Consider the following 21,104-nt stretch of genomic DNA (forward strand, 5'->3'; position numbering starts at 1 on the left):
GAGGTTATTATGGGTGAAAGACTATTAATGAAAGGTGCCGAGGCACTTGCTGAGGCAGCAATAAGAGCAGGTGCCCAGATTTTCTTTGGTTATCCTATTACGCCTCAAAACGAAACACCAGAGTATTTTTCAAGAAGAATGCCAGAGTTAGGCAGAAAGTATGTGCAGGCAGAAAGCGAGGTTGCTTCTATTAATATGGTTTATGGTGCAGCCTCAACTGGAACAAGGGTAATTACTTCTTCCTCAAGCCCTGGCATTAGCCTTATGCAAGAAGGTTTTAGTTACATTGGAAACTCAGATGTGCCATGTGTTGTTGTAAATGTTATGCGTGGTGGCCCTGGCCTTGGAAACATTGCCCCTGCACAGGCTGACTACTTCCAGGCAACAAAGGGTGGGGGACATGGTGATTATCACTCAATTGTATTAGCACCACATACAGTTCAAGAGCAGTGCGATCTTATGTATGATGCCTTTGAACTTGCAGAGAAATATAGAATTATGGTTGTTGTTCTTTCAGATGGACTTTTAGGGCAGATGATGGAACCAGTTGAGTTTAAAGATTGGGTTGATGTCAGCAAACTCAAAACACCTGACTGGGCAATCGTTGGTAAAGGTGATAGACCAAGAAATCTCATAACTTCATTTAATCTCGATCCAGAAGGCCTTGAAAAGATGAACCTTGCCTTACAGGAAAAGTATAAGAAGATTGCAGAAAATGAAACAAGATACGAGTTATTTATGATGGACGATGCAGAATATGCCCTCACTGGCTTTGGAACTGTAGCAAGAATTATGAAAACAACGGTTAAGATGTTGAGAGAAAAAGGCATTAAGGCAGGACTGATAAGGCCGATTACTGTGTGGCCTTTCCCATATAAGGTTTATGAAGAATTTGCAGATAAAGTAAAGTTCTTCCTCGACGTGGAGATGAACGAGGGTCAGATGCTTGAAGATGTTAAACTTGGAGTTAATGGCAAGAAACCAGTTCAGTTCTACGGTAGATTTGGTGGGGTTGTCCCTACTGCGGAAGAAATTTATAAAGCTTTTAGATTGCACTTGGGAGGTTGCTAATGAAACTCATATATAAAGCACCGGAAACGTTTACAAAAAAGCCTACAACTTATTGTCCAGGATGCACACATGGCATAGCACACCGTATTATTTCAGAATTGCTTGAAGAGATGGATTTGGTAAAGAAGGCAGTAATTATTTGGCCGGTTGGATGTGCCGTATTTGGATACGATTTTATTGATACGGACGCTGCAGTTGCAGCGCACGGAAGAGCATGTGCAATGGCAACTGGTATAAAAAGAGCACATCCAGAAAGTTTTGTTATTACATATCAGGGAGACGGTGACCTTGCTTCCATAGGAATGGCTGAGACGGTGCATGCTGCGGCAAGAGGCGAATTAATCACAACAATTTTTATTAACAACGGAAACTTTGGTATGACAGGTGGGCAAATGGCACCTACAACGCTAATAGGACAGGTTACAACAACATCTCCTTATGGAAGAAAACCAGAGGTAAGCGGATTTCCTATTCATGTTGCAGAGATGCTTGCAACACTTGATGGTCCTGCTTACATTGCACGGGCATCACTTGATTCACCGCAGCACATAAATCAGGCAAAGAACTTCATAAGGAAGGCATTTAAAGCGCAATTGCTTGGGCTTGGTTATTCGCTTGTTGAACTTGTTTCAACGTGTCCTACAAATTGGAAGATGACACCAGTTGAATCACTTGAGAGAGTAAGAAAAGAAGTGCTTCCCGTTTTCCCTATTGGTGAATTTAGGGTTGTAAAGGGGGTTGAGTAAAATGGAAAAGGGAGTGGTTATAGCAGGTTTTGGCGGTCAAGGCGTAATGCTTGCAGGGGAAATTCTTGCAGAAGCAGGAAAGGACGAAGGAAAGTTTGTTACATTCCTTCCATCATATGGTCCAGAACAACGTGGTGGCACTGCAAATTGTCATGTAATAGTCTCTGATGAAGAAATCGCATCACCCGTTATTGATAGGCCAGAAGCAGCAATAATTCTTAATCTTCCCTCCTTAGACAAATATGAACCGATGATGAAAGAGAATGGTATCATGATTCTTAATAAGACCCTTATCCCAAGAGAAGTTAAAAGATCTGATGTAAGGGTTCTTCAAATTGATGCGCATGATGTTGCACGTAAACTTGGTTCGGAAAGAGTTGTTAATATGATTCTCCTTGGTGCATATGTCGAAGTTGAGAAACCTGTGTCATTAGAATCTATAAAAGAGGCACTTAAAAAGTATCTAACAGGAAGAAAAGCAGAACTTCTTGAGATAAATATTCGCGCAGTAGAAGAGGGAAGTAAAATTGCAAGGGAGTTTTTGGGAGGCTAAAGTGAAAACAATAAAACCGGAAGAATTAAAGCCAGAACCGGTTGAATTTAATGGGGCATACATCCCTGGCGTGACGATTCGGTGGCTTATTAAAAAAGAGGACGGGGCAGAGCGTTTTGCGATGAGGTATTTTGAATTGGAGCCTGGTGCAGTTATACCAGAGCACCACCACGAGTGGGAGCATGAGATTTTTATCCTTCAAGGTAAGCTCATTATAACCGAGGGCGACGAAGAAAGAACTGTGGAAAGTGGAACAGCAGTCTTTATAAAGCCAAATGCACCTCACTCTTACAAAAACATTGGTGATACGAAGGCTTTAATGCTCTGCCTTATTCCTTACTTAAAAATCTAAGATGGACTTTTTGGGGAAGTCTATCTTAGTTGTAGGTGGCTCTTCTGGAATTGGGAGGGCCACCTCCTTACTTTTAGATAATCTTGGTGCAAAGGTTATTGCAACTGGCAGAACCAAGAAGCACATTGATGAAACTTTGAGATTAAGCGCTCGAATTGTTTTAGGACAGTTTAATCTTCCTTACGATATAAATGAACTACTAAACTGGGTGAAAGAAAAAACAGACAGTCTCAACGGTATTGTTTTTTCTCAGGGGGTAATTTTTACAGAACCTTTTGAAACTTTTAGAGATCACGAACTCGAAAGTATGTGGAAAATAAATGTTGAGTCTTCTTTTAAGATTTTAAGAGACCTTCTTCCATTGTTTAAGAACGGTGGAAGCGTTGTATTTGTTTCCTCTATTGATGCATTTTTTGGGGAACGAGAGCCTTCCTCTGGCTACGCTTTAACAAAATCGGCTATAATAGGTTTAACAAATGCCCTTGCGTATGAACTTGGAAAGTATAAAATAAGAGTTAACAGTATTTTGCCAGGGCTTATAAGAACAAATATGACAGAGGATTTTTTTAAAAGCGAATTTGATAGTGTGCGTGAAGAATTTTTAAGGAGAGTTCCTCTTGGGCGTGAAGGAAGTCCCACTGAGGTTGCAAAACTCATTACATTTTTGCTCTCTGATGACGCCTCATACATTACGGGTGATAGTATTTTTATTGATGGAGGGTACCATACGGCATGAGATTTTTTCACCTTGCAGACTTACACATTGGTTTTCCTCTTAAAAGTGGAGAAAACAATTTTAACTTTCAAAATACGCTTGATTTTGTTGTTGAAAAGGCAAAAGAGTATAAAATTGATGTTGTTGTCATCGCAGGGGATGTTTTTCACAAAAGAGACCCTGAAGTAAAAGACGAAAGACTCTTTGCAAGATTTATAAATGCTCTTGCAAATTTAGGTATAGAAATTTTGGTCGTGACAGGCAATCACGAAGGAGCACCATTTAGAGAGCGCATAATTCACCTTGATCTCTATTCTGAACTTTCTCTTGGATTTATAAATATAAGTAAGATACCGGAAGTTATAAACATAAAAGGTTTTAATTTTTTAACACTTCCATATCCATTTAAGACAAACATTCTTTCAAAAGAAGAATTTAGGGATTTAAGCGAGGACGAGGTATTAGTAAAGTTAAACGAGAGATTGCTTAAAATTATTGATGAACTTTTAGAAAGCGTTAGAGATAAGAATAACATTCTTGTTGCACATATTCCTGTATCTGAAGGGACTGTTGGCTATGAGCAATTTATAAATTTTTCCAAATATCTTCCACTTTCAATTAACGAATTAGATAGAGAGAATATTCTCTACTTTGCCTTGGGGCACCTTCATAAAAATCAGGTTTTGGAAAGCCAAAAATATAAGCATAAATTTGTGTATCCAGGATCTCTTGACAGGCTTGATTTTAGCGAGGAAAATGATCCTAAAGGCTTTTTCTTTGTGGAAGTTTTAGATTCAGTAAAGAATACAGAGTTCATAGAAAATCCTTTCGCGCGTAAATTTTACACAGTTGAAATTTTCGACGATAAGTCATTCGAGCAAATTGATTTTGACCGCGCAAAACAGTCTATAGTTCGTGTTGTTGTGAAAGGAAACGTTGAAGATGAGGGGAAATTACGTGCAGCCGTTAATAAATTAAAAGAGGTGTCATACGTATTTACCCAAGTAATAGACGAGAGGTCTGAAAGTACCCCGGTTTTATCGTCAATCTACGAGGTAAAAGATCCAATAAAGGCTATAGAAGAATATCTTGACAAATCCGAAAATCAAAAGTATAAAAAGATAAAGGAACAAATTCTTGAAGAGGCACGCAATATAATGGAGCAAATAAATGAGTAGAAGAAAAGGCTTTGCAAGTTTAAGTGTTGTCCTTTTGGTTACCGTTATGATTTTTGATACTCTTGTTTTGCTGTCAATTCCACCAAACCCTTCGGATAGTGTCCTTAGAGCAAAATTCATAGAAATTGCAAAGAAATATAATATACCATCTGTGATTCTTATGGGAATTGCTTACACAGAATCTGGTTGGAAACAATTTGATGCAAATGGAAATCCAATAATTCATACGAACACCGATGGGTCAATTGATATTGGAATTATGCAAATAAATTCTACAGGTAGATCAGACCTTGACAGGTTAAAAACGGATATTTTTTACAATATTGAAGTTGGTGCAAAGATCCTTGACGGAAAATGGAAAATTACTCCTGCAATTGGTGATTCTGATAGAAATATCCTCGAGAATTGGTATTACGCAATTTGGGCTTATAACGGATTTTCCTACATAAACCACCCAGCAAACCCAACAGGAAGGCGTTATCAGGATAAAGTTATCGACAACATTGCAAAACTCATCATAGGTGACGATGGACAGCCCCTGTGGACACCAGTAAGTATTACAAAGCCAGATCCATCTAAAATTACAAATCCACCCTCTTACATTGATACGCCAACACCTTACCACTTTGGTGATTTGTATCAAAACCCTTCCGATAACGCTCGTATAGTTCAAGCAAATACAGACCTTATAATGCCTACAAATACAGATACGCATCTTCAATTTCTTATTCAGAATGTTGGCACATCCACATGGAGCGGAACAATATTTAGCAATCCTTATTCAGCGAAACTTACCCTTATAGGCGAAAATGTTAAAGTCGAAAAGTCAATTCCTATTTCAAACAGAGTTCAACCAGGCGAAACTTACTTGTGCGATTTTGTTGTAAACATTGGGACATCAGGCACTTATGATTTAACGCTTGAATTTTTTAACAGCAACAATCCGTTTGGACAAAGAGTTAAATCAAGTATTACTTTTGCAAACTTTTCAATATTGGACCAAAATGACATTACTCAAAATGTTTCAAACTACACGATAAATCTTAATTACAAGGCGGATCTAAATATGAATTTCACACCATATTTATTTGTGAAATATACTAATAATGGCACTGTTTTGTCAACAGACCTAATTCAAGGCACCTATGCAAATGGAGAAATTTATTTTACATTTCTACCAAACTTTAAAGTTCCACCGAGCGTTAACCTTGAAACATATCTTGTATTTTCCACTTCAATGAACTTAACAAACACCTTCTCATATTTCTATAAGGCAAATTACACACTTTCTTTTACCCCTGTTGATGGTATTGTTATCGATTCTTATCCCAATGCCTTGATAACTGTTGACGGCAATAATACAAATTTAACTACACGTGCCTTTGTGCCTTTAACATTGGGAACCCACACAATATCTCTTACAAGAGACGGTTATAACCCATACACCTTAACTTATAATTACTCTGGTTTTGATTATGTCTTTTCAAATCTTACGCAAAGCACAAATAGTAAGCCACAAGCAAGCCTAACTAATTTTGATTTCCAAAAGCTTGTTGGAAGTGATGCAAAATTTGTAAATGTGCTTGTGAGTGCTCCTGATATGAATACCACAATGTTTTTCATGTCAACCTCGAAGATGTTTTCCTTTTACCCTGCTTCCGTCAAGGGTCAAGGTGTAATAACACTCATTGCTGATGCAAGATGGGGAAATGTAGGTAATAATAATGGAAGTATCACGTTCTCTTACAATGGTGTAAAAAATGCGATAAATTTAACTGCTTTAGTTCAGGTTGTCGGTGCAAACATTTCAACGAATCCAGCAAGCCTTACAGTAAGAGTGCCTGATTTAATTTCTTTCGATGTCATTTTGAATACAAATACTCTACTTTCAGATATTTCATTTACGGTTTCTTATCCAATGCAAAATCTTGAATTTGTAAGTTACTCATCACATTATCTTACAAAGTTAAATGACTCAATCACATTTACAGGTGATGTGTCAAACGTCCAAAATGGCTCATCAATTCTTACGCTTACTTTTAAGGCGATTTCGGAAAGCACAAATAAAGTGATTATAAACTTTACAAACGTGAGCACAACAAATGGCACAAATGTGTACTCAACACCCCTTGAACTTACAATTTTTCCAGTATTTGTAAAGCCATCGAAGGTTACAGGTATAACACTAATGAACAATGTCTCAAAGGTTGAATTTTCATTTAACGAAAGTAGGGCAGGGTCCTACAAAATAAAGGATTATGAGATATACCGAAATAAAAAAGATGACTTGTCGTCTGCAATGTATGTGGGAGCAACAGTTGCTACTCACTTTATAGATTCCGGACCTTTTGAGCAAAACACGACTTATTACTACTGGGTAATAGCAGTTGACGAGAAAGGGAATTCTTCAGATCCATCAGATACATTTACTGTTAAGCCAATTATTTTCTCTGATACAAAAGTAAATTCAATAAAACTCGAGTTTTACATAGGGTCTCAGAATTATTATATAAATGGCATACAAATGAAAATGGATACAGCTCCTATCATTATTGGTGGAAGAACTTTTGTGCCTGTTAGGTTTATCGCGGAGCCCCTTTATGCTCAGGTTGTGTGGAAGGCAGAAACAAAAACTGTCATTATCGCGCTTAAAGATAAAATAATCGAACTTTATATAGGAAATCCACTTGCATCCGTTAATGGAGTTCAAACGCCAATTGATAAAGATAACCCTCAAGTTGCACCGTTCATAAAGGACGGGAGAACAATGCTTCCTTTAAGATTTATTGCGGAGAATTTTGGTTCAGTTGTACTTTGGGATAATTCAACAAAAAAGGTTACAATTCTATACAATTCTTCAACTCATTGAGGTGATATTATGAAAAAAGTTGATGTCCACGATGCAGTGAATAAGAGGCTTGCAACAGATGTTACAATTATTGATGGCCTCAAGAAAAGTGTGCTTTTCAAACGTGGTTATGTTATTTCTGAGAGCGATGTTCCTAAACTTCTTTCAATTGGAAGGCACTACGTGTGGATTGAAGATGAGAGTAGCACTCTTGTTCACGAGGATGATGCAGGTATTTTTTTAATGGAATCAATAAAAGGTGAAAACCTTACCTTAACGAAGCCGGAAGAGTCAAAGGTAAAAATTGTTGCCGAGACCGATGGCGTTTTAATCGTAAATACAGATGGGCTTTTCAAGATAAATGAAATTGACGATGTTGTTGTTGCAACAAAAAGACCTTTTACTTTTGTTAAAAGTGGTATGTCTGTTGCAATTGGTAAGATTATGCCGAAAGAAATTTCAAAAGATGTTCTTTTGGAAGTTGAAAGTATCGCAAATATGTTTAAACCAATTGTCAGCTTGAGACCGATTGTTCCTCACAAAATTGCGCTCTTCCCCGTTGGAAACGAGTTTATTGAAGGCTTAAGGGAGGAGATATTAAGTTTTAGGATTAAGGAATATCTTGAAAGCCTTGGCCAGGAAATTATTTTAAGAGAAATCCTTGAAGATGATGAGATAAAAATAAAAAATGCAGGATTAAAAGCATTAGAGATGGGTGCAGACATCGTTATCTACATGGGAGGAATGGCAGTTGACCCTGACGATAGAACGGTTCCTGGTATAAAACTTATGGGAGTTGAAGTTATAAAATACGGTGTTCCAGTATTTCCAGGATTCACCTTTCTTGTAGGTTATTTGGAAAATAAGGTTGTTCTCGGTATTCCGTCTTCCTCTGGCATTGCAAAAGAAGGCACAAGTTTTCACTTTCTTATGCCAATAATATTGTCAAATTACAGATTGTTGAAAGATGACCTTATTAAATTTTCTCTCGGCGGGTACATAGGTTAAGAGAAACTATCAAGGCTTTTCCTAACTTTTCTTTTGTTTAATGGGAGACACATTCCTTTTCAACCATTTATAGTGGACTTACAAGTTCTCCCTCTAACTCCCCCTAAAAAATGAAGAGATTTTTTGTTTTCCGGTGGAGTTGGAGGAGGGTGTCCCTCCTCCATTTTGTGTCATGTCGAGCGAAGCGAGACATCTCTAATTTAGAGGGGAATTAACAATTCCCCTCTCTAACTCCCCTTTAAAGGAGAAAAGAATTTTTATGGGGGAGTACTGAGGGGGGTTGTTGCCCCCTCAGATTTAACTGAGGAGATCCCTCACATTCGTTCGGGATGACTTCAATTAGAAAGGGGTATATCCCCTTTCTAACTTACCCCTAAGGATAAAAAGATTTTTAATTCTTTGGGGGAGTGCTGAGGGGGGTTGTTTCCCACTCAGATTGATGAGAGGTAAGAAATTTAAAAAAAATTGAAAAAAGTCAAAGAAAAGTTTAGAAATAGAACAAAATCTTAAAAAAGGAGGTATTTAAATTTTTTTTCTATCGATACTCCGAGAGAAAAATAGCCTTTAATTGTGGGAAAGGCATTTTTTCATGAAAAAAATAAGCAAATGCTTATAGATACAATTTCAACTATTTTATTTTGTCTATCTCAAATTTAAGAATTGGATACTGTTATAGTTGTTCGTAACCCTGAGATTTCATTTTGTTTTAGGATTTGCATCGTGGTGCTTCCTGTAATAAAGAGAAAGAAATAAAGGAATGGTAGGTTTTTAATGACTTCTGCCGCAATAAATTTTAATACTTTCAATTAGAATTCTCAAACCAAGGTGTTTTGTTAACCCTCTTTAACAAAATGGCAAAGAATTAATATAATATAAGTATGAGAAAAAATTCAAAGGAGGTATAAAAGTGGAAAGAAAACTTGACCAAACGCAGGCTTTAATTGAAGCAGAACGATGTTTATACTGTTATGATGCTCCATGTGAAAAGGCGTGTCCTGCACATGTGCCTGTGCCTGAATTTATACAATCAATTCGAAGCGGTAATCTTAAAGGTGCAAGAGAACTTATAAGCCTTGCAAATCCATCAATTGAGGTTTGCGGAGAAGTTTGTCCTGAAGAGCAATTTTGCCAATCTGTTTGCACCAGAACAAAGATTGATACCCCTATAAAGATTAGAGAGCTCCATAAATTTGTTACAGACAATGTGAAGCTAAAAGATCTTGAACTTGATTTGCCTCCCCTAAACGGAAGGAAAGTTGCAATAATTGGAGGAGGGCCGGCAGGACTTGCATGTGCAAGAGAATTAAGAAGATTCGGCGTTAAGTCTGTAATTTTCGAGAAGAAGGAACTTGGTGGAATCCCTGTTCAAGAAATCTCAAAAGAGCGACTCTCAGATGAAATATCGAGAAGTGAGGCAAAACAGATTCTCGAATTGTTTAATGCCGAAGTGAGGGACAAGAAAATTACAAGCATAAATGAACTTCATGGGGAATTCGATGCTGTTTTTATCTCAACAGGTTTGACAGAGGAACTCGAGCTTGATGTAAAAGGTGTAAACCTTCAAAATGTATATACCGCACGAAAACTCTTAAAGACAATTAAGTCTGGTATGAAAACAGGTCTTGGAAAAAGAGTTGGTGTTATCGGTGGCGGAAATGTTGCAGTAGAAGTTGCCGCAGCCTTGAAGCGAGAGGATCCTTCAAGAGATGTTGAGGTTGTCTACAGAAGGGGGTTAAAGGAATTAAGGGCATTTAGGGATGAAATTGAAGAAGCACTTGAATTAGGAGTCGCATTCCAGTTCCTTGCAATTCCACTTGAAATTAAGGGAACAGAAAAAGTTGAAGGGCTATTATGCAGAAGAGCACGTCTTGGAGAAACTGATTCAAGCGGGAGGCGCACATTTGAAGAAGTACCGAACTCTGATTTCTTTATCCCATTTGATACTATTGTAATTGCAATTGGACAAAAGCCATCGGATATATTCTCGGAACTTGAGAAGACAAATAACGGCCTTATTAAGACAAATGAAGATCTTGAAACTTCAATGAAAGGCGTTTTTGCAGGTGGTGATATTGTAAGGGGTGCTTCAACGATTGTAGAGTCTGTTGCTGACGGAAAGAAGGCAGCACAGTCAATTTTAAAATATCTTGAAGGAGGAAAAAATGTTTAAGAAAGTTGATATATCAATTGACTTTTTAGGCATTCATCTTGATTCTCCTTTTATTCTCTCTGCTGCCCCTCCAACTGACGAACTTGAAATGGCAGAGAGAGGACTTGAGGAAGGTTGGGCTGGTGTAATCCTTAAGACAACATCTGTTGAGGGAAATCCCGTTGACCTCAAAAACCCTATGATGTCTTCTTTTGGACCAATGAGTAGAAAGGTTGTAGGCCTTGGTAATATTGACCTAATCTCTCATCACCACATTGATGTTGTTGAAGAAAGAGTTAAGTATCTAAAAAAGAAATTTCCCAATAAGATGATTGCAGCATCCATCATGGGTGCATCAAAGGAGGATTGGCAAACGCTTGTTTGGAGATTGAAGAAAGCTCAAGTAGATCTTATTGAATGTTCCTTCAGTTGTCCGCAGGGAAGTATGGGAGAAGAGCCAGGAAAAATGCTTGCACAAAGTATTGAGGCAACAGAGAAAGTCACTCGTTGGGTAAAAGAAGCTGCCGACACAACGCCAGTTCTCATTAAGATTACACCACAGGTAACTGATATCGTTGAAGTTGCAAAAGCAGTCAAACGCGGCGGAGCAGATGGCATTACTGCATCAAATACTATTCCTTCTCTAACGGGTGTTGACATCTACACATTCGAACCATATCCAACACTCTTTGGTGAAGGAGCATACTCTGGCTTGTCTGGTCCTGCAATTAAGCCTATTACCTTAAGAACCATAGCGGAAATTGCAAGAAACGTGGATATTGTCATTTCTGGAAATGGCGGTGCATTTAACTGGAGAGATGCTGTTGAATTTATGGCGGTTGGTGCATCAAACGTTCAATTCTGCACACTTCCAATGCACTATGGTTTTAGGACAATAAGAGACCTTAGAAGCGGCCTTGAACATTATCTTAAAGAAATGGGATTTGCATCCCCTATGGAAATTATTGGTAGGGCATTGAAGAACATAAAGAATCAAGAGGATCTTGTAAAACCGGAAACAAGGTCTGAAATTAACTATGATAAGTGTATTGGTTGTGGTCTCTGCTATGCTGCTTGTAACGACGGAGGGCACATGGCAATATCCTGGGATTCGGAATTACGTAAACCAACTGTAAATGAAGACAAGTGCACAGGTTGTGCAATGTGTATGCAGGTTTGTCCTGTTGATGCAATAAGGATGAAAGAAAAACTCGATTCTAAGGTTCACTATTTTGCAGAAAGAAGGTGAGAACTTGAAAGAAGTAAATATTAACTTCAAATTGAACGGCAAAGAATATAACCTCACGGTGCCGTCAAATCTTACGCTTCTTCAAATTATACGTGAGAAAATTGGTTTAACTGGCACAAAAAGAGGATGTGGTAAAGGCGAATGTGGTGCATGCACTGTAATTTTTAATGGAAAAACTGTTACATCGTGTCTTGTCCTTGCGCCAAAGGTTGATGGTGCAGATATTACAACTGTTGAAGGAATTGGAACATTTGAAAATCCTCACCCGATACAAAAGGCCTTTGTTGAAGAAGGAGCAGTGCAGTGTGGTTTCTGTACGCCTGGATTTGTTGTGTCTGCATATGACCTTCTTTCTAAAAATCCCCATCCAACAGAAGATGATATTAGGGAGGGTCTCTCTGGAAATCTCTGCAGATGCACAGGTTATATAAAGATTATAAACGCTGTTAAAAAGGCTTCGGAAGAACTAAATGGATAACAAAATTTCAGGAGTCCTTTTGTCTGCTGGCAAATCAGAAAGAATGGGGGAGATGAAGGCGCTTCTCTCCCTAAAAGATAAACTTGTTATTGAAAAACTTATTGAAGAGTATTTAAATGCTCCTATTGACGAACTTGTTGTTGTAGTTGGTTTTAACGGCGAAAAACTTGAATCAGTTATAAAAAGCCTGTTTCCCACTGATAAAGTAAGAATTATCCACAACGAAGATTATGAACAAGGTATGTTTTCTTCAATTGTTAAAGGTGTTGGATCTGCCACTTTTGATAACATTCTTCTTGGGCTTGTCGATAATCCCCTTATAAATAGCGAAATCATTAATAAGATTCTTAAAGCATTTGATTTTGAACACATCGTTATCCCATCTTATAACAAGAGAGGCGGACATCCAGTTTTATTTCCAAAGTTTATTAAAGACGCAATATTATCAAGTAAATACGAAACTTTAAGGGAAGTTTTTGATTCATTCAAAGACAAAATCATTTATATCGATGCACCAATTGAAGTTACTATTGACATGGATACAAAAGAGGATTACGAAAAAATCCTCCGATATTTAGAGGGAGGTAGCATATGATTAATGTATACGAAAAGATTGCAGAACTTATAAAAAGTGGCACTGAATTTGTTTTTGTTGTCGTTGTAAATGCAGAAGAATCAACTTCAGGCAAAAAGGGCTTCAAGATGGTTGTTCTTAAAGATGGCTCTTTCTACGGGACGGTTGGTGGTGGGACTCTTGAAAAAGATGCACTTAGTATTGCAAAAGAACTTTTTAAGACAAAAGGGACCTACTATAAAAAATATGTTCTCAAAGAAGGTGATCCACTTTCTTTGGGTATGGTGTGCGGTGGGGAGGCCGAGTTGTACTTTGAATATGTTGGCACGAAAAGGCAGTTGGTAATTTTTGGAGCAGGACATCTTGGGAAGGCAATTTACGAAGTTGCCAAAGTTTCGAATGATTATGACTTTCTTGTTGTTGATGAGCGTGTGGATTTTGCAAATGTTGAAAATTTTCCCAATACAACAGTATTTAACGGTGAGGGGATTTACAAAAGAGTTTCAGAACTTCCCATTTGTGATGGTGCAGAGGTCATTATCGTTACTCCTGGCGGCGAAAACGACCCATACATTCTAAAAGGACTATACGACAAAGGTGTTTCTTACACCTACATTGGAATGATTGGAAGCCTTAATCGAAGGAATAAGTGCTTTGAAAAGGCAATGGAATTAGGGGTGCCAAAGGAATTTTTGGATAAGATTTTTGCACCTGTTGGTCTTGCGATTGGTTCCGAAACGCCATTTGAGATTGCAATAGCAATTTTAGGAGAAATTATTGCCCTTAAAAAGGGGTATATTGATAAAGTTTTAACTGAAAGGAGTGCCCATGAAAGAGCTTGATTATTTTTTCCCTAAAACATTGGAAGAAGCACTTCAAATTAAAAATGACCTTAAGGGAAGCATTAAGGTCATCGCAGGCGGGACTGACCTTGTTGTCCACTTAAAGCAAGATCAGGTAAATGAGGATAAATTGCTTGATGTATCAAGGTTAGAAGAACTAAAAGGGGTTGTTGATAAAGGTGATACAATTTACATTGGTGCAGGAACAACTCACACAGAAATTCTTGAAAACACTTTAATTAAAGACTCTGTGCCTATCCTTTTTGATGCTATTAAATCCATTGGTTCACCTCAGATAAGAAACATTGGCACAATTGGTGGAAATATTGCAAATGCATCTCCTGCAGGTGATTCAATCCCTGCACTTTTCGTGCTTCTATCAAAGTTGCATGTAAAAAGTGTTGAAGGTAGTCGCGAAATTCCAATCGAGGACTTTTTCCTTGGTCCTGGAAAGACTGCCTTAAAGGAAAACGAAATAATAATGGGTGTTGAATTTGAGAAGATGAAAGATAACGATATCGGTTTCTTTAGAAAAGTTGGTCAAAGAAAAGGTACTGCAATTTCTGTTGTAAATGCTGCAGTACGTCTTACAAAAGATAGTATACCCAACAAATTCTCAAAAGCATACGTCGCCTTAGGTGCAGTTGCGCCAACAGTTGTTAGAGCAAAAATTGTTGAAAATGCTCTTACAAGTGAAATTCTTGATTCTCTTGACAAGATTATGTATATTGCACGATTAGTTTATAGAGAAGTTTCTCCTATAACTGATGTAAGAGGCTCTCTTGAATACAGGCGCGATGTCTCTATAAACATTGTGTATGAAGGGATTGCAGACCTCTTTTTAAAAGGGTTCAGGAGGTAAGAAATGGAAGAGTTGAAATATATCGGGAAGCCTATACCTCGAATTGATGCACTCGAAAAGGCAACAGGGAAAATTAAATACATGTCTGATCTAAAATTCCCAAATATGGCGTTTGGGAAAATCCTTAGAGCAAAATATCCCCATGCAAAAATTTTAAAAATCGATACCTCAAAGGCTGAGGCACTTCCAGGAGTTGTAGCGGTAATAACACACAAAGATGTGCCAGGTGTAAATGGTTTTGGTATTGTTGTCCCTGATATGCCAGTACTCTGCAAGGATAAAGTGCGATACATTGGTGATGCGGTTGCAGCAGTTGCAGCTGAAACAGAAGAGATTGCAGAGAAAGCAATTAAACTAATCGATGTTGAATACGAGCCATTGCCTGTGGTTGAGGATCCAGAAGAAGCAATGGAAGAGGATGCACCGAAAATTCACGAAGAGGGAAACATACATCTTCATACTGAGATAACCCGAGGAGATGTGGAGAGTGCGTTTAAAGAGGCTGATTTGATAATTGAAGAGACATTCTTTACAGGAAGGCAAGACCATACGCCACTTGAAACCGAAGGCGGTGTAGCCTTTGTAGATGAAGAAGGGGTTTTACATGTTTATGTTGGCTCTCAATATCCTCAAAGGGACCAACTACAACTTGCAAGATGTCTCAACTGGAATCCAAAGAAAATTCATGTTGTATCGTATCCAGTCGGTGGTGCTTTTGGTCGTAAAGATGAACTTTCCATTCAACCGATTCTTGCACTTCTTGCAATAAAGGCAAAACGCCCTGTTAAAATAACTCTTTCAAGAGAAGAATCAATCATTGCTTACTGGAAAAGGCATCCTTTTAAGATGCGTTATAAGGTTGCATTCAAAAAAGATGGAACACTTCTTGGCGTTGATGCATATCTTGTTGAAGATAAAGGTGCGTATTCTTCATTGGGTGGACCTGTTTTAAATCTTGCAGTTGAGCATGCTTGTGGCCCCTATCGGGTGGATAATGTACATGTTGACGGCTATGCTGTATTTACAAATAATGGTATTGCAGGCGCATTCCGTGGTTTTGGAGCACCTCAAACAGCATTTGCAATTGAGACAATAATGGATATTGCATCTCGTAAATTAGGAATCGATCCAATTGAACTTAGAAAGAAGAATGCACTACGAAAAGGTGACAGAACTTCCATTGGGAATGTCCTCACAACATCTGTTGGAACTGAACTTGTCCTTGATGCAATAAAAGAATCGTATATCTGGAAAAATAGAGATGCGTTGCGGAAAGAGCAATCCAAACCATGGCTTAGGCGTGGGGTTGGAATGGCTCTAACCTATCAGGGGACTGGTCTTGGTGTTGGCATTCCTGATTATGGTGGTGCGATTCTCAATATGAACGAAGATGGAGGATTTACTGTAAGAATTGGTACTGTTGATTACGGCCAAGGAATTGGCACATCCTATGCGCAGATTGTTGCAGAAGCAATGCATGTCCCGATTGAAAAGGTAAAGGTTATTTTAGGCGATAGTTTCTTAACAGCAGATTCGGGACCTACAAGTGCATCACGTGGAGTTTATACAGGTGGAAAGGCTGCAGTTATTGCGGCAGATAAGATGAAGGAAATTTTGAAAGAGAAGGCAGCAGAATTATTGAAAGTAAGCACTGATAGACTTGATTTTGACTTTGGATATGTTTTTGACAAAGATAGTGGAAACAAAGTTTCCTATGAAGAACTGGCACAGGCCTTTAAGGAGGTTGGATCTCTTCCTGAAACTGAAGGATACTTCCTTGTGCCAACTGCAGATATAAAATTGGAAAATGCCTTTGGGCTTCCACACCATATCTTTGCATTTTCAGCACATGCAGCGTATGTTGAGGTTAATACACTAACAGGTGAAGTTTCTGTGATTGAAGGCGCAGAAGCAGTTGATGGTGGTGTTATTATTAATAGACAAGGATACGAAGCACAGGTTGAAGGTGGCTTTGTTATGGGTATGGGATACGGCCTTATGGAACATACTATTATTGAAAAAGGTATTGTCAAGAATCCTAACTTTTCAACTTACATAATCCCAACAATAAAGGATGCACCAAGACGCATTGAAGCAATTCCTGTGATAAATCCCGAAGATACCGGACCATTTAGATCTAAGGGTATTGCAGAAACCGTTATGGTGGCAACACCCCCTGCAGTAACCAACGCAATTTATGATGCAACAGGTGCAAGAATCTTTAGAATCCCTGCAACACCAGAGGTTGTATATTTTGCAATCAAGGAGAGTCAAAATGAGGACATTGATTAAAAATATTGATACCCTTGCAACCTTTGATAGTGAGGAAAGGGAATTAAAAAACGCTTGGATTGAGATTGAAGATAACATCATAAAGGAAATTGGGGTTAATACGCCTCCTCAGGGCGAGTTTGGTAAAGTTATTGATGCAAAAGGAATGGTAATGCTTCCAGGATTTGTAAATACACATCACCATTTTTACCAGTCACTTTTTAGGGCGGTTCGACAGGTGCAAGATGCAAAACTCTTTGATTGGCTTGTGTTCCTGTATGAGCGTTGGAAGTACATCGATGAAGAGGCAGTCTATATCTCTTCAATTGTTGCAATCCTTGAGATGATGAAATCTGGCGTTACAACCACAACAGACCATTTGTATTTGTTCCCTAAAGGACACCCAAATCTCTATGATGCGGAAGTTGAAGGTGCAAGGTTAACTGGTGTAAGGTTCTACGGTACAAGGGGGAGTATGTCCCTTTCAAAAAAAGATGGTGGTCTTCCGCCAGATTCAGTTGTGCAAACAGAAGAAGAAATTTTAAAGGATTACGAACGTGTGGTAAAACTCTATCACGATCCGAAACCATTCTCAATGAGTAGAGTTGCTCTTGCACCATGCTCTCCTTTCTCTGTTACAAAAGAACTTATGATTCTTACAAGAGAGTTTGCAGAGAAGCATGATCTTCTACTCCATACTCACCTTGCAGAGACAAAAGATGAGGACGAATTTTGCATCGAAAAATTTGGAAAACGCCCTGTAGACTATATGGAAGAATTAGGATGGCTTTCAGACAGAGTATGGTTTGCTCATCTTGTACACCTTACGGATATTGACATAAAGAAACTTTCCGATGCTCGTGTTGGTATGGCACACTGCCCCACATCAAACATGCGCCTTGGCTCTGGCATTTCACCAGTTTATAAAATGAAAAATACAAATATGCGTATTGGCCTTGCAGTTGATGGAAGTTCTTCAAACGACACGGGAAACTTCCTTCTTGAAATAAGAAATGCAATGCTTCTTCAAAGGGTTGCATTTGGAGAAAGTGCATTAACTGCTTCCGAAGCACTTAAATTGGGAACATTTGGTGGTGCATCGGTTCTCAGGATGGAAAAAGAAATTGGTTCAATTGAAGTTGGTAAGGCTGCAGATATCATTGGCTTTAAACTTGATGATCGTCTTGAATTTGCAGGAGGACTTTCAGATCCAGTTCGCGCACTTGTCTTTTGTGATGCAAAAGGTGTTGATTTTTCAATGATAAATGGAAATGTGGTAATCGAGGATGGGCGTTTTGTCCACATTGACGAAGAAAAATACATCCAAAAACAAAACGAAATTTCAAGAAAGTTGCTATCGATGGAGTGAGATTTTGGTAGATTCATGTTTTTTGGGGGGCAAAAGCCCCCTTTTAATGTCTTTATACAAATCTTTTCAAAAGAGGCTCTTGATATTTATTGACAAAGTGAAACTTATGCGTTAAACTATCTTTGTGCCTTGAAAGATTACTTACATGGATAAAGCAATCGTTGTTGAGAATTTAAAAAGAGTATATAAAAAAGGGAAAGATAGTTTTTTCGCACTTGATGGTATCTCATTTGAGGTTCATTACGGTGAAATTTTTGGTTTTTTAGGTCCGAACGGTGCAGGCAAAACTACAACTATAAAAATTCTCTCCACGCTTTTGTATCCAACCTCTGGCAAGGCCTTTGTAGGAGGTTTTGATGTCGAAAAGGAAGTTCAAAAAATAAGGGAAATTATAAATCTTGTTTCAGGAGGTGAATCTGCAGGATATGGTATTTTAACAGTTAAAGAATCTCTCTGGATGTTTTCTCAATTCTACGGCATACCGACGAATGAAGCAAGTAAGAGGATTGAGCATTACCTTAAACTTGTAGGCATGTGGGACTCAAAAGATACACTTTTAAACAGACTTTCAACTGGTATGATGCAAAAGGTAAATCTTGTTCGAGGGCTTATAACAGATCCAAAGATTTTGTTTTTAGATGAGCCAACCATTGGGCTTGATGTTGAAGCAGCACGTACCATCCGAAGTATTGTCTCAGAATGGGTAAAAGAAAAGCCGACTAGAACCGTTCTTCTTACAACACATTATATGGCAGAAGCAGATGAACTGTGCGACAGGATTGCAATAATAAACAAAGGTAGGATAGTTGCACTTGATACGCCAGAAAACCTTAAAAAAGCGATTTCAGATGAGATATTTTTTGAAATAGAAACTTCCATTGTTCCAAAAGAAACTTCTCAAATTCTTACAAATGATCTCAAAGAATTCGGTATTAATTGTTTAATAAAAGATCATATTGAGCGTGGGGTAAGTACTTTAAGTGTGATTTTGAAAGAAGAGAAGGACATCGCAAAAGTCATTCAAAAAATTGTTGAAGTTAACAAAGAGATTTTGAGTTTGCGTAAGATTGAACCGACACTTGAGGATGTCTTTATTAAACTTGTCGGAAAAAGACTTGAAGATGAAGAAACAAATTGAATTGTACCTTAGGACTGTTTGGGCAAGAGCATACGTGAGAATTTTCGCTCAGTTTAAAAGAGACATTAACTGGATAATAAGTTCTGTTATTGGCGCATTCCTTACGATGGCAACATTCATTTATGTATTTAGAAGTATTAACGCACCAGAGGAATTTTCAGGGATTGTTCTTCTTGGCGGTTTTATGACACCATATTGGCTTAATGTACTCTGGTCTGTTGCATCGCAACTCTACTGGGAAAAAGAAATGGGGAACCTTCAACTGATTGTTCTTTCCCCTGCGTCGCTTTCTGCGTTCCTTCTTGGGCTTACGATTGGAGGTTTTATTCATACAACATTCAGAGCACTCCTTGTCCTTTTTGTTGGTATTGTCATATTTAAGATTCCCATAGTTGTTTCAAGCCCTTTTACTTTGGTTTTTGTATTTTTTATTTCGATATACGCACTTTACTCTGTTGGAATGATGTTTTCTGCGCTTTTTCTTTTTTATGGAAGAGAACTTTGGCGTGTGATGGTTCTCATTCAAGATCCTGTATCGATTATCTCTGGCTTTTATTTCCCTATAAAGGTTTTGGGGACGACATTTGCAGCAATTGTTTCAGCAATTCCTCTTACACTCGGACTTGACGCCTTGAGACAAATACTCCTTCCAAGCTACAATATGTTGTTTTTGAATTGGAAAATCGAAACGATAATCCTTGCTATCCTTGGTTCTATCTTCTTGTTTATTGCCTTACGTATGCTTGTTTTTATTGAAAATCTCTCCAAAAAAGAGGGAAGGCTTACTTTAAAATGGCAGTGATACGAGGTTTGCTTGCAGCAATTTACATTGGTATACAAATAGAAAGTAACTGGACTAAGAAGTGGCTCTATGCTCTTTATATATTGCTTTTCTCGTTTTCTACGACACTTCCTGTGATAATTATTTATGGATTTCTTGGTGGAGGTTTTGATAAGGATATTTTCAGGTTTGCTTTTGTTGGATCTTTATTTTACTTTGTTTTTTCTTCGATATTTTTCAACACATCTTTTACAGTGATTGACGATAGGGAGCATTACAGGATGCTAAAGTACATTATTGTCTCGAAAACGAACTACATCATTTATGCGCTTGGAAGAGCCTTGGGGTATGTGCTTTTACAGATTTCAAGCAGTGCCATAGTCCTTGTCTTATTTATTCCCATATTTAAAGTTAGTCTTTCAGTTAACTTTTTGCTATTAATCTTTTCAGTTATTACAGGATTTGTTGGGTCATTTGGCATTGCGCTTATGTTTGCAAGTTATTACCTTCTTTCTGTAAGAGAAGAAACAAGTCTTATGGACATACTATTTGGAGCACTCTTTTTGATAAGTGGTGCGATGTTTCCACCGACGATTCTTCCAAAATTTGGCTATATTATTTCTCTTTATTTTCCTCTCTCTTCTGCAATTGAACTTGGAAGGTATGCCCTCTTCGGGAAGCATCTTACAGCGTTCTTTAGTGGATATTCAACTTCTGCTCTTGTATCTTTTGCATTCCTTGTTAATATTTTGTATTTTGTCTTAGGTCTTATTCTTTTAAATTTTGCCCTCAAAAGCGCTATTAAAAAAGGTTATATCGACATAACAACAGCGTTTTAAAAATTAAATTGTGGAGTATTTTAGAGCATTTGTTGTTATTTAACATATGAGAAGTAATTGAAACTTATTGATCCAGATAAT

Annotated in this window: 19 protein-coding genes; all 19 read left to right on the forward strand. The window is 38.0% G+C overall.

Going from position 1 to position 21,104, the window contains the following annotated elements:
• Positions 1 to 9: 9 nt before the first annotated feature.
• The 19 genes from CSE_RS00930 to CSE_RS01020 all read left to right on the forward strand — a co-directional run bounded on the left by CSE_RS00930 (position 10) and on the right by CSE_RS01020 (position 21,023).
• Entirely contained in the window at positions 10 to 1,071 is a 1,062-nt protein-coding gene (locus tag CSE_RS00930) for a 3-methyl-2-oxobutanoate dehydrogenase subunit VorB (protein ID WP_014452746.1), read from the forward strand.
• Positions 1,071 to 1,817 (forward strand): thiamine pyrophosphate-dependent enzyme, encoded by a 747-nt coding sequence (locus tag CSE_RS00935; protein ID WP_014452747.1) that lies wholly within the window; start codon positions 1,071 to 1,073, stop codon positions 1,815 to 1,817. Before CSE_RS00930 ends, CSE_RS00935 begins: the two co-directional genes overlap by 1 nt.
• Before the next feature lies 1 nt (position 1,818).
• Complete coding sequence (locus CSE_RS00940; protein ID WP_014452748.1) at positions 1,819 to 2,370, forward strand: 2-oxoacid:acceptor oxidoreductase family protein; 552 nt, start codon at positions 1,819 to 1,821, stop codon at positions 2,368 to 2,370.
• A gap of 1 nt (position 2,371) precedes the next feature.
• Entirely contained in the window at positions 2,372 to 2,722 is a 351-nt protein-coding gene (locus tag CSE_RS00945; RefSeq protein ID WP_014452749.1) for a cupin domain-containing protein, read from the forward strand.
• 10 nt (positions 2,723 to 2,732) lie between these two features.
• Positions 2,733 to 3,458, forward strand: a complete 726-nt coding sequence (locus CSE_RS00950) for an SDR family NAD(P)-dependent oxidoreductase (RefSeq protein ID WP_041726004.1) — start codon at positions 2,733 to 2,735, stop codon at positions 3,456 to 3,458.
• The gene (locus CSE_RS00955; RefSeq protein ID WP_014452751.1) at positions 3,455 to 4,615 is read left to right on the forward strand and encodes a metallophosphoesterase family protein; all 1,161 of its coding nucleotides are present in this window, start codon (positions 3,455 to 3,457) and stop codon (positions 4,613 to 4,615) included. The genes CSE_RS00950 and CSE_RS00955 overlap by 4 nt, the downstream gene beginning before the upstream one ends.
• Entirely contained in the window at positions 4,608 to 7,484 is a 2,877-nt protein-coding gene (locus CSE_RS07790) for a stalk domain-containing protein (protein ID WP_014452752.1), read from the forward strand. Before CSE_RS00955 ends, CSE_RS07790 begins: the two co-directional genes overlap by 8 nt.
• 9 nt (positions 7,485 to 7,493) lie before the next feature.
• The gene (locus CSE_RS00965; RefSeq protein ID WP_014452753.1) at positions 7,494 to 8,471 is read left to right on the forward strand and encodes a molybdopterin-binding protein; all 978 of its coding nucleotides are present in this window, start codon (positions 7,494 to 7,496) and stop codon (positions 8,469 to 8,471) included.
• A gap of 907 nt (positions 8,472 to 9,378) precedes the next feature.
• Entirely contained in the window at positions 9,379 to 10,641 is a 1,263-nt protein-coding gene (locus CSE_RS00970) for an FAD-dependent oxidoreductase (RefSeq protein WP_014452755.1), read from the forward strand.
• On the forward strand, positions 10,634 to 11,869 hold the full coding sequence (gene preA / locus CSE_RS00975; RefSeq protein ID WP_014452756.1) for an NAD-dependent dihydropyrimidine dehydrogenase subunit PreA: 1,236 nt from the start codon (positions 10,634 to 10,636) through the stop codon (positions 11,867 to 11,869). Before CSE_RS00970 ends, preA begins: the two co-directional genes overlap by 8 nt.
• 4 nt (positions 11,870 to 11,873) lie before the next feature.
• Positions 11,874 to 12,347 (forward strand): (2Fe-2S)-binding protein, encoded by a 474-nt coding sequence (locus CSE_RS00980; RefSeq protein WP_014452757.1) that lies wholly within the window; start codon positions 11,874 to 11,876, stop codon positions 12,345 to 12,347.
• Positions 12,340 to 12,942 (forward strand): nucleotidyltransferase family protein, encoded by a 603-nt coding sequence (locus CSE_RS00985; protein ID WP_014452758.1) that lies wholly within the window; start codon positions 12,340 to 12,342, stop codon positions 12,940 to 12,942. Before CSE_RS00980 ends, CSE_RS00985 begins: the two co-directional genes overlap by 8 nt.
• A complete protein-coding gene (locus CSE_RS00990; protein WP_014452759.1) occupies positions 12,939 to 13,763 on the forward strand; it encodes an XdhC family protein in 825 nt (274 codons plus the stop codon). The genes CSE_RS00985 and CSE_RS00990 overlap by 4 nt, the downstream gene beginning before the upstream one ends.
• Complete coding sequence (locus CSE_RS00995) at positions 13,750 to 14,625, forward strand: FAD binding domain-containing protein (protein ID WP_014452760.1); 876 nt, start codon at positions 13,750 to 13,752, stop codon at positions 14,623 to 14,625. Before CSE_RS00990 ends, CSE_RS00995 begins: the two co-directional genes overlap by 14 nt.
• A 3-nt stretch (positions 14,626 to 14,628) precedes the next feature.
• Positions 14,629 to 16,917 (forward strand): xanthine dehydrogenase family protein molybdopterin-binding subunit, encoded by a 2,289-nt coding sequence (locus CSE_RS01000; protein ID WP_014452761.1) that lies wholly within the window; start codon positions 14,629 to 14,631, stop codon positions 16,915 to 16,917.
• The gene (locus CSE_RS01005) at positions 16,901 to 18,265 is read left to right on the forward strand and encodes an 8-oxoguanine deaminase (protein ID WP_014452762.1); all 1,365 of its coding nucleotides are present in this window, start codon (positions 16,901 to 16,903) and stop codon (positions 18,263 to 18,265) included. Before CSE_RS01000 ends, CSE_RS01005 begins: the two co-directional genes overlap by 17 nt.
• A gap of 145 nt (positions 18,266 to 18,410) precedes the next feature.
• Entirely contained in the window at positions 18,411 to 19,403 is a 993-nt protein-coding gene (locus CSE_RS01010; RefSeq protein ID WP_014452763.1) for an ABC transporter ATP-binding protein, read from the forward strand.
• Positions 19,387 to 20,205, forward strand: coding sequence for an ABC transporter permease (locus CSE_RS01015; RefSeq protein ID WP_014452764.1), 819 nt, complete (start codon positions 19,387 to 19,389; stop codon positions 20,203 to 20,205). Before CSE_RS01010 ends, CSE_RS01015 begins: the two co-directional genes overlap by 17 nt.
• Positions 20,196 to 21,023, forward strand: coding sequence for an ABC transporter permease (locus tag CSE_RS01020; RefSeq protein WP_014452765.1), 828 nt, complete (start codon positions 20,196 to 20,198; stop codon positions 21,021 to 21,023). Before CSE_RS01015 ends, CSE_RS01020 begins: the two co-directional genes overlap by 10 nt.
• Positions 21,024 to 21,104 lie beyond the last annotated feature (81 nt).

The sequence above is a fragment of the Caldisericum exile AZM16c01 genome (assembly GCF_000284335.1).
GTDB classification, from domain to species: Bacteria; Caldisericota; Caldisericia; order Caldisericales; family Caldisericaceae; genus Caldisericum; species Caldisericum exile.

Coding starts and splice junctions, on each gene's coding strand:
- CSE_RS00995 (WP_014452760.1), top strand. CDS start 13,750: ATGAAAGAGCTTGATTATTTTTTCCCTAAAACATTGGAAGAAGCACTT.
- CSE_RS00955 (WP_014452751.1), top strand. CDS start 3,455: ATGAGATTTTTTCACCTTGCAGACTTACACATTGGTTTTCCTCTTAAA.
- CSE_RS00985 (WP_014452758.1), top strand. CDS start 12,340: ATGGATAACAAAATTTCAGGAGTCCTTTTGTCTGCTGGCAAATCAGAA.
- CSE_RS01000 (WP_014452761.1), top strand. CDS start 14,629: ATGGAAGAGTTGAAATATATCGGGAAGCCTATACCTCGAATTGATGCA.
- CSE_RS00990 (WP_014452759.1), top strand. CDS start 12,939: ATGATTAATGTATACGAAAAGATTGCAGAACTTATAAAAAGTGGCACT.
- CSE_RS07790 (WP_014452752.1), top strand. CDS start 4,608: ATGAGTAGAAGAAAAGGCTTTGCAAGTTTAAGTGTTGTCCTTTTGGTT.
- CSE_RS00965 (WP_014452753.1), top strand. CDS start 7,494: ATGAAAAAAGTTGATGTCCACGATGCAGTGAATAAGAGGCTTGCAACA.
- CSE_RS01005 (WP_014452762.1), top strand. CDS start 16,901: ATGAGGACATTGATTAAAAATATTGATACCCTTGCAACCTTTGATAGT.
- CSE_RS00940 (WP_014452748.1), top strand. CDS start 1,819: ATGGAAAAGGGAGTGGTTATAGCAGGTTTTGGCGGTCAAGGCGTAATG.
- CSE_RS01015 (WP_014452764.1), top strand. CDS start 19,387: ATGAAGAAACAAATTGAATTGTACCTTAGGACTGTTTGGGCAAGAGCA.
- CSE_RS01020 (WP_014452765.1), top strand. CDS start 20,196: ATGGCAGTGATACGAGGTTTGCTTGCAGCAATTTACATTGGTATACAA.
- CSE_RS00930 (WP_014452746.1), top strand. CDS start 10: ATGGGTGAAAGACTATTAATGAAAGGTGCCGAGGCACTTGCTGAGGCA.
- CSE_RS01010 (WP_014452763.1), top strand. CDS start 18,411: ATGGATAAAGCAATCGTTGTTGAGAATTTAAAAAGAGTATATAAAAAA.
- CSE_RS00935 (WP_014452747.1), top strand. CDS start 1,071: ATGAAACTCATATATAAAGCACCGGAAACGTTTACAAAAAAGCCTACA.
- preA (WP_014452756.1), top strand. CDS start 10,634: ATGTTTAAGAAAGTTGATATATCAATTGACTTTTTAGGCATTCATCTT.